The sequence below is a fragment of the Mammaliicoccus sp. B-M6 genome, from assembly GCF_022386965.1.
In the GTDB taxonomy this organism is placed as follows: Bacteria; Bacillota; Bacilli; order Staphylococcales; family Staphylococcaceae; genus Mammaliicoccus; species Mammaliicoccus sciuri_A.
Genome location: NZ_JAJNHJ010000032.1, coordinates 21,442 through 27,574, shown reverse-complemented (window position 1 = coordinate 27,574; position 6,133 = coordinate 21,442). Strand labels below are relative to the sequence as shown.

Genomic DNA, 6,133 nt, shown 5'->3' with positions numbered 1-6,133 from the left:
AACTAGGCTACTTATCCCCTATAGAATATAGGGAATTAGCAGCCTAGAAAATAGTGTTTTTATTGAGCTCCCTTAGTAAGGGTGCAGTGCCCAATGATTAGTTTGTTTTTTTGCTTTTATTTCTTTTTCTTTTTATTAGAAACGAGTTTAGCTGGTTTCTTCTCTTTGTTAGCTTCTTGTTGATTCCTTTCATGTGCTTCAATGATTGGTTTCATTTCTTCTTCAACTTTGTTGTTATAGAAGACATTACCTAACCATGTTTGAACAACTAAGAATGCACCACCGACTGCCCAGTATAAACCTAATGCAGATGCTGAAATGTATGACATCCAAATAATCATAATTGGAGAAATAAACATCATCATTCTCATCATATTTTTCTGTTCATCTGGAACATTCGCATACTTCATAGAAACAAATGCTTGTAATGCATAAATGATACCTGCAATGATCGTAATAATTAAATCAGGTTCAGTTAAATTAAACCATAAGAAATTCGGATATTCTGTAATTCCGCCTTCAGTAGGATATTTTAATACATAGAATAATCCCATGACGATTGGCATTTGTATAACGATTGGTAAACAACCCATGTTCATTGGATTAATACCATGTTTTTTGTATAATGCCATCATTTCTTGATTGGCTGCCATTTTTTCTTCTTGAGTACGAGCACGTTTAACTTTTTCTTGAATTGCTTCCATTTCAGGTTTAGCAAGTTTCATTTTTTCACGCATTAACTTTTGATTCTTGTACGTCTTCATCATAAATGGGAATAACGCAAAACGAACAATTAATGTTATAACGATAATAGCTAGACCATAATCGTGATTCAAATTTGTACCAAGCCAATGAATAACACTATCCATCGGTTTTACGAATGTATTATAAAAGAATCCATCCCTATTCTCAGGTTTAGAATAATCACAACCAGCTAGCACAACCATTACACCAAATAATAATGGCCATAAAGCTTTTTTCTTCATTTTTCCACCTCTATTGATATACTCACATAAAACTCATTCTATCATAGAATAGCGACAACATAAATCAATATATTAATTTTATCAAATATTTTTATACTGTTTATGAAAGCCCTTCACAGTTTGTTCAATATTTTGACTTTTCGCTATAGCAGAGATAACACTTACACCATTTGCGCCAGCTTTAATAAGCGGTTGTACATCAACTTCAGTAATGCCGCCGATTGCAACGATAGGAATATTTTGATTGATTTTTCTCATGTTCTCAATCATTTGATACCCACCTTCTTCTCCTGCATCAGCTTTAGAATTTGTAGAATGTATAGGTCCGGTTCCAATATAATCCACTTCGGATATATCAGATTGATCATATTCCATTTTATTTGCAACACTCAAGCCAATGATTTTGTCTTTAAACTTATCTTTAAAATCAGATACGTTTCGGTCATCTTGACCGACGTGTATGCCATCAGCATTTAATTTAATTGCTAAATCTACATCATCATTGACGATAAATGGTACTTGATATTGCTTGCAAAGCTCAAATAATGATTTTGCAAGGGCTTCTTTTTCTGCCCCTTTTTTACTCGTCTCACCTTTTTCACGAAACTGAAACATCGTGATGCCTGCTTTTAAAGCTTCTTCAACAACACTTATAAGATTACCATCAGCAATATCTTGACTGCCTGCTATAAAATATACTTTTAACGTTTTTGGATCAAACATTTAGTTCACTTCTTTCACAATCTTTTTCTCTTTAACAATGTCTTCTGTTATAACATTCAGTTGATCTATAAACGAAATTTGGAATGTACCAGGTAAATGTGCTCCTGATTGTTGATATGCCATCTCACTAGCGATGTTGTAAGTTGATAACGCTTCTTCTAATAAGTCTATTGTGATAGTATTTTCATGAGATAAGAATGCAGCTATTACCCCACCTAATAAACAACCTCCACCAGTTACTTTCGTTAACATCTCACTACCATTGTGCAATTCGATGATTTTATTATGACATGCAATGACATCGACTTTACCAGTTATGATAATAGGTAGCTTTAATTGTTGATGTGCTTTTTTCGCAATTTTAACAGCATCAAGCGTATCATCACTATCTGTACCTTTCATAATTGTATCTTCTTCTATAAGCGCTAATATTTCTGATGCATTGCCTCTTATAACATCAACCACTTCATCATTTAATAATGTCGTACAAAAAGTCTTTCTTAATTGTGATGCACCAACAGCAACTGGATCTAGAACTACTGGAACACCATTTTGATGCATAATTTCAGCATATTGTTTCATATCATAGGCTTTATCAGTCGTAATCGTACCTATGTTAAGAAGAAAAGCACCTGCTGCCTTTGAGAATTCTTCTGCTTCTTCAGGTTCTTCACTCATTGCTGGACTTGCGCCTAATGAAATTAAACCATTTGCTGTAAAGTTTTTAACGACATCATTTGTATAACATACGATTAATGGACTATTTTCTCTAATATTTGTTAATTTACTCATAATCTAATCCCTCTATCTTTTGATATGCAAAGTGGTTCACTGGACCTCTACCTTTGCCTATTTCTGGTGTATATTGAATAGCTAAAGTAATAAATCTTTTAGCTACTTCTACCGCTTCTTCAATTGTATGACCTTTAGCTAATTCTGCTGTTATTACTGCACTAAATGTACAACCTGTTCCATGTGTATGCTTTGTATTAAATCTTTCACTTTTCCAACTTTTCACGCCATTTTCAGTAAATAAATAGTCGATTGCATCACCTTCCAGATGCCCACCTTTTATAACTACACCTTTAGATCCAATTTCATTTAAGAAAAATGCACCAGCTTTTTTAATTTCTTCTTCAGTTTGAATTTTAAATCCAGTAATATCTTCTGCTTCTGGAATATTTGGTGTAACAACTGTAGCTAATGGTAATAATATTTCTTTAAGTTTCCCTTTCCCTTCATCATCCATTAGAGCATCACCACTTTTAGCAACCATGACTGGGTCAATAACATACGGCTTACCAGATTGTTCAATAAATGGTTTAATCGTTTGCATCATTTCTTCTGATGCAATCATACCTGTTTTGATAGCATGTGGCACTTCATCATCAAAGACACTTCTTAATTGGCTTTCAATAACTTCAACAGGTAAATGGTAAACATCTTGTACACCTAAACTATTTTGAGAAACGATACTTGTAGCAACTGCCATTCCATAAACGCCTGACGCATGAAATGACTTCAAATCTGCCATAATACCCGCTCCACCACTTGGGTCCGTTCCAGCAATCGTTAATGCTATATTCGGTTTTTTCATTGTAATCCACCTCAAATTTATATTTATAATTCTATTATTTATAACTTCATAAAAAATGACCTCTTCCATAAGAAAGAGGTCAATTAATAGTTGTAAAAACGTTCATCGACCACTTTCCTACGTTGGCATTATCCAAATCAGGTGTTAAGGGACTGAATTAATTCATCTCAGCCAAATGGCGCCCCTAGCAGTCACTCATATATTCAGTTTATTTAAGATTATCAAATAGACGTATTGTGGTCAAATTAAAAAATCGCCTAGGATATTTCCTAGGCGATTGGATAAATTAATTTATAGCCACTTTAGATTAAAGTGTGTGGCTTACCACCATCCGTTAGCTTGACGGAAAGCAATAGCAGCTGATTCTGAACCGTAACGGCTTTTAGCGTAGTTTAACATACCTTTAGTTTGTGTAGCTACTGAACCAGTACCCCAAGATTCTTTAGTTTGACCAAGACCTTGGTAACCATTTGGACTTACTGCATTTGGATTACCGCTTGATTCTGGTAATACAATTGCATTCCACATAGCTTCTGAACCACCAGCAGCTAAGAATTGAGCTTTAGTAGATCCACCAGTGCTAGCTGTTGAAGTTTGAGTAGTTCTAACTTTTTGAGCTGGAGCTTGGTATGATTGTTGAGCTGGTGCTTTATATGTTTGTTGAGCTGGAGCTTGGTAAGATTGTTGAGCTGGCGCTTTGTATGATTGAACAGGCGCTTGGTAGCTTTGTTGTTGAGCTGGTGCTGCAACTTGTTCTTGAGTTTGTTGAACTGGCGCTTGTTGTGCTACAGGCGCTTTAGCTGGCTCAGCTGATTGAGCTGGAGCTTGTAATGATAAAGTTTGTCCAACAATGATTAGATCTGAAGATAAGTTGTTCCATGCTTTTAATTGAGATACAGTTACATCGTATTTAGCTGCGATTTTACCTAAAGTATCTCCTGCTACTACAGTGTATTCTGTAGTTGATTCTGAACTTTTCTCGTTAACCTTGATTACTTGGTTAGGGAAGATTAAGTTAGATTTTAAACCATTTTCTGCTTTAATAGCACTTACTGAAGTACCGTATTGTTGTGAAATACTACCTAAAGTATCACCAGATTTTACTGTATGTGTTGCTGCATCGGCTGTAGCTGTTACCCCTGTAGTAACTGCAACTGCCGCAGTTGAAACTGCTAATAATTTTTTCATGATTGAATGTTTCCTCCTGTAAGGTTTTCACTTTTTATATGATTTTTACTGTTTAAACTATACCACTTATTTTTATGTCATAGGTTACAGCTATATGAAAAAATTACAGCTAATATTACAGTTAGATTACGTTAATTTTCAGACAATATTCTGAATATCAATGATTAAAATAGCTAAACAAAGGGATTTATAAAGATTGAACAAAATTAATTATCAGACAATTTGTCATATTCATGTAATTTTTTAAACAATTACTTGTAATTATGTATACTTGCTGCCCTACAGCAAGACAGCAAGTTTCGGAATTTAGAATCAAGAATATTTATTTTCGGAAGTATTTCTATAAATAGTTTTATTGAAGTTTAATGCTATGAGGTTGTTACTTTTGATGCATCAGCATCAGGAGTTTGTTGTTCAGTTTCTTTAATAACGTCAACGACATTGTGATATTCACTATATAACTTTTCATCTAAGTTATTTTCACCATTTTCTTTAGCTAATGCTTCAGCTCGTAATTTTTCTTTTGCTACTTTAGATGAAAGGTCACTAGCATAACTTTCAGCACTTTCGCTAATTAATTCACTCATTTCCTCTTTCGTTTGAGGGATCGTTGATTTACTTGATGCAGGCATATTTAAGAATTTAATCGTTTCACATATAATTTCTGTTATATAGTGTTTCTTATCATCTTTAACATATGCTCTTGATTGAATTTGCCCCGTTAATGCAACAAGCTGTCCCTTCTTAGTATATTCATGAATATTATGTGCAAGTTTACCAAATGCTTTACATACAATAAAATCAACAGCAATCGTGCCATCTTTAGTCTTATATCCGCGTTCAACAGCTAAACAAAATGTAGAAATGATAATTTCGCCTTTCTTATAATATGCAGGGTCCTTAGTTAAACGTCCAACTAATACAGATTTATTTAACATATTCTCACCTCCTTATACTTATAATATAATGAGTCAATTTTTTCAGTCAAAGTCCGATAAATCATAAAATAAACACCTATTCTTCACTTTATTTTATGATTATTGTTATTTCATGCAAAAGTGCTTTATAATAGATAACAAAGTTAAACATTCGTAGATTTAACGATAAGGGGGATGTTTATGAAAACATTTAAAGCCGTACGCTTTCAAATTGTAGACGATGAACAGATTACAGAATATGAATTATTAGATGGTATCATTATAAATAAAGAAAATAGTGGTACAGGATGGCTACTAGAGATCTTAATTTCAGATATCCATTATGAACAAATGAAAGAATATCACGATAACCAAACCTTACTTGATACACGTGTCGTTATAACAAGACCTTCAAATGACCCAGCATTATTTGATGCAACCATCAAATACATAGAACAACTAGAAGATAAAATATCCGTCGTATTTGAATGTCATATCTATACATTACGACAAGTATATGCAGAACGATTATTAGAGCAACTTATAGATGAAGGCTTATCAGGAGATGAGCTTAAAACATCATTTAATAGATTGATGCAATCTAAACCAAAATTAAAAGACGAAAAAAGCAATATATAAAGAAAAATCTAGGACACTTAACGGTCCTAGATTTTTTATTAGGTGTATATTTGGGTGTTTAACTATCATTATTCTGAATTCTG

Annotated in this window: 7 protein-coding genes and 1 riboswitch; of the genes, 1 reads left to right on the top strand and 6 read right to left on the bottom strand. The window is 33.4% G+C overall.

The window, feature by feature from the left end; all coding sequences use genetic code 11:
• Positions 1–116: 116 nt before the first annotated feature.
• From yidC to LQ693_RS10935, 6 genes are all read right to left on the bottom strand, one after another.
• A complete protein-coding gene (gene yidC, locus LQ693_RS10960) occupies positions 117–986 on the bottom strand; it encodes a membrane protein insertase YidC (protein ID WP_025904496.1) in 870 nt (289 codons plus the stop codon).
• 81 nt (positions 987–1,067) lie between these two features.
• A complete protein-coding gene (gene thiE, locus LQ693_RS10955; protein WP_107565672.1) occupies positions 1,068–1,709 on the bottom strand; it encodes a thiamine phosphate synthase in 642 nt (213 codons plus the stop codon).
• Positions 1,710–2,501 (bottom strand): hydroxyethylthiazole kinase, encoded by a 792-nt coding sequence (gene thiM / locus LQ693_RS10950; RefSeq protein ID WP_103361440.1) that lies wholly within the window; start codon positions 2,499–2,501, stop codon positions 1,710–1,712. It abuts the gene before it with no gap.
• The gene (gene thiD, locus LQ693_RS10945; protein WP_025904493.1) at positions 2,494–3,306 is read right to left on the bottom strand and encodes a bifunctional hydroxymethylpyrimidine kinase/phosphomethylpyrimidine kinase; all 813 of its coding nucleotides are present in this window, start codon (positions 3,304–3,306) and stop codon (positions 2,494–2,496) included. The genes thiM and thiD overlap by 8 nt, the downstream gene beginning before the upstream one ends.
• A gap of 97 nt (positions 3,307–3,403) precedes the next feature.
• Positions 3,404–3,502: riboswitch (TPP riboswitch) on the bottom strand.
• Positions 3,503–3,627: 125 nt separating this feature from the next.
• The gene (locus tag LQ693_RS10940) at positions 3,628–4,494 is read right to left on the bottom strand and encodes an aggregation-promoting factor C-terminal-like domain-containing protein (protein ID WP_107572983.1); all 867 of its coding nucleotides are present in this window, start codon (positions 4,492–4,494) and stop codon (positions 3,628–3,630) included.
• A gap of 368 nt (positions 4,495–4,862) precedes the next feature.
• Positions 4,863–5,432, bottom strand: a complete 570-nt coding sequence (locus LQ693_RS10935; protein ID WP_037589776.1) for a single-stranded DNA-binding protein — start codon at positions 5,430–5,432, stop codon at positions 4,863–4,865.
• Between the two features lie 180 nt (positions 5,433–5,612).
• On the opposite strand from LQ693_RS10935, the gene LQ693_RS10930 reads away from it, so the two are divergent.
• Positions 5,613–6,050 carry a YwpF-like family protein gene (locus LQ693_RS10930; RefSeq protein ID WP_025904490.1) on the top strand — a complete coding sequence of 146 codons (438 nt, stop codon included), beginning with the start codon at positions 5,613–5,615 and terminating at the stop codon, positions 6,048–6,050.
• Positions 6,051–6,133 lie beyond the last annotated feature (83 nt).